The sequence below is a fragment of the Polaromonas aquatica genome, assembly GCF_042659145.1.
GTDB classification, from domain to species: Bacteria; Pseudomonadota; Gammaproteobacteria; order Burkholderiales; family Burkholderiaceae_C; genus Polaromonas; species Polaromonas aquatica.
Genome location: NZ_JBHSRS010000051.1, coordinates 1 through 2,823, shown reverse-complemented (window position 1 = coordinate 2,823; position 2,823 = coordinate 1). Strand labels below are relative to the sequence as shown.

The 2,823-nt window shown below is 53.5% G+C and carries 1 protein-coding gene; it reads right to left on the bottom strand.

Annotated elements, in window-relative coordinates; all coding sequences use genetic code 11:
• Positions 1–137 precede the first annotated feature (137 nt).
• On the bottom strand, positions 138–1,871 hold the full coding sequence (gene ltrA / locus ACFQND_RS12340; protein ID WP_377413645.1) for a group II intron reverse transcriptase/maturase: 1,734 nt from the start codon (positions 1,869–1,871) through the stop codon (positions 138–140).
• Positions 1,872–2,823 lie beyond the last annotated feature (952 nt).

Below are 2,823 nucleotides of genomic sequence, written 5' to 3'. Positions count from 1 at the left end.
GGGAGGGTAGGGAGAAGGCATCACTGCCTTCCCCCCCCCTAAGAACCGTACTTGCGACTTTCACCGCATACGGCTCACGCACGACCACTGGTTTCATAGCATCAACAGGCTGCATAGCCCTAGTCTACTGCTCCAGATTAAAGTCCCCGTACTGGGACCGGCTTGGTAACCTCCAAACCTAGGATATGAACACGCGTATGACAGATCGGGTGTAGGAGCACCCGATTCGACAAAGCGTCTGAACCTCCATGCATCCTGTACACGATATGGTGGTCGTGACAATCCGCGAGAGACTCAATCGGCATACGGCACAACGCACAGCTGCCGTACTGGGAGGCCCACAACTTGAATCTGATGTTGTCCACGATGTCCTGCGACATTCGTTTAAATCTCAAATCCTCGCCGTATGGTTCCCATTCAGGATCAAAGGGGTTATAAGCCCCCTGAATCTTGACGTGACGCACTATCTTTGTATCCGCAAGCTTATACAAATACAGTGGCCCCTTCTGCCGTGACGCATCCTTTTCTGATCCGTCAACCGTCAAGACATCTGTGGTGAATTCCCAGCGCGAGCCGGGTTTCCGCCAGTAGTGCTCACGCACCCAGAGCTTGCTCTTGCGGGGGTGGCGCCTGAGACCCCAGCGCATCAGTTTCCAGCCAATCTGGAAGTCCAACTTGCTAAATGTCTGTTTCGCCACCACCCCTTTGTGATAGTTCGCCCACCCACGGAGAACCGGATTGAGCTTTGCTATCAGCACTTCAGTTTTCACCGAGATCGACTTGGAGATAATTTCCTTGACCTTGTCGTAGTGCGCTTTCACGCTTTTCCGACTTGGTTTGATGAGCAGTTTTCCAGAATACTTTCTGAAATTCCACCCAAGAAAATCGAATCCCTCATCAATGTGTACGATCCGCGTTTTTGCCTCGGACAGTTCCAATCCCCGCTCGCGCAGAAACTGTTCCACCCAAGGCTTGACCAATGTTTCCAACAACTCTTTCGAGTTGGCAGTCACTACAAAGTCGTCCGCGTACCGCACCAGATTCACCTTGGCCTTTTGACCTTTCGCAACGCCCAGAGTCGCACGGATGTGCGCCTGTAGACCCCGTTCCAGACCGTCCAGCGTCCAGTTCGCCAGCGTCGGCGAGATGATGCCCCCCTGCGGGGTGCCCTCATCAGTACTCACCAGTTGGCCTTTTTCGACAACTCCACACTTGAGCCACTGGTTCAATATGCGTTTGTTCATAGGAACATGGCGCAATAACCAGTCATGGTTGATGTGGTCGAAAAACCCGCTGATGTCCGCATCCAACACCCAAGAGGCCGAGGCCTTCGAGGCGATGGAGTTGAACAACTGCGCGCAGGCATCCTGCGTACAGCGACCTTTCCGGAACCCATAGGAGTTCGGATCGGCTCTGCACTCCGACATTGGCTCAAGAGCTGACAGGTAGAGTGCCTGCATAGCTCTATCCAACATCGTAGGGATGCCTAGCGGCCTTTCTTTGCCGTTGGCTTTTGGAATGTAGACCCGCCGCAATGGACTGGCCTTGTATCCCTTCTGCCCTAACCTTTCTATGGCTTTCCATTTCTGAAGTGGCGTGTCCCAGAGTTCACGGTCGGTGCCAGCCGTCCGCTTTCCTTGGTTTGTCGTCACTTTCCTGACTGCCAATGCCTTGGCCTGCCAGGATCGGACTAAACCTCTTTGAAGCCTTGCGGCTCGTCGGAAGTTTTCGTCTTTTGTTGCCTGCGCTATGCGCGATTGCGCCTTACTTACGAACAGAGTCACCGCACCCCAATCAATGGAATGCCACTCGCACTGCTGATCGTCCGTAGGCGCAGCATCTGGGGCATTGCTGCCTTGGATGTTTTTCATACTTCCTCCGGTAATGTCGTTGACACCCCGGGGACGCACACACCCCAAGGGGTTTGTGCCCCCTAGGGTGTAAGTTCGCAATAGCTTTTACGCTGTCGCACCTGCTGCAAGTCTGCGTGCTTTCGCACTGCGGCAAATCTTGAACCGCTATGACGCACATTACATGCGCCCCTTCGCTTTTTGCAGCTTCCTCTACCCGCTACACCTCGGCCTTTGCTTACGCGCAGGTTGCTGGCCCTATTCCTAAGGTCAGCGATGTATCGGGCTTACTTCGTTCCTCACGATGTCCCGTCGGTCGGCGAACCGACGAAAGGGGTTAGGGACGTTCTCTCCGCCGCGCGCTTGTTGGGAACGAATCAAAGTGCATGACCACTGATTCCAGACGCGAGTACCGTTTTGGTCACAGCTCCCACGGTTGCCCGTGGACACAAGTGTTAGCTGTTTAATTGTGACGGCGGTTCTGACGAACGTTCACATACGTTTCCCGTACCCTTTATCTCGTCCGCTCTTGCTGGTCTTGCTCCCAGCAATTCCCCAAAGTCGCCTTTGGTTTATGCACGTCGCCGTGCGAGTGGTTTATCTATGGCTCCGCACCTCCCAGTTACCCGGGACGCACGCATAGACGAGATCACGCTGTTCCAAGCGTGGTTTTGGTGGAAAAACAAGACACCATGAGTTGGTGTCACCTATTCGGATCTTTTGTCCCAGTGCGGGCAAAACAGTTTTGCTACAAAATGTAACTCGTTGTTCAAAAGAGACAGAAAACAGCTTTGAAGACCGTTTTGCACTGACCGAGCCCGTTGCGGGATGGTCATCAATGCGTTCGCGCAGGGGCGGATTACATTGTGTTCATTGCGAATTTCCCTCGTGTAAAACCTAGGCTCTACAGAGGTAAATGCAACTCCTGGCTTACTGAAATGAAGCTAACTACAGGCGACTTCGAATCGCACCA

Coding starts and splice junctions, on each gene's coding strand:
- ltrA (WP_377413645.1), bottom strand. CDS start 1,871: ATGAAAAACATCCAAGGCAGCAATGCCCCAGATGCTGCGCCTACGGAC.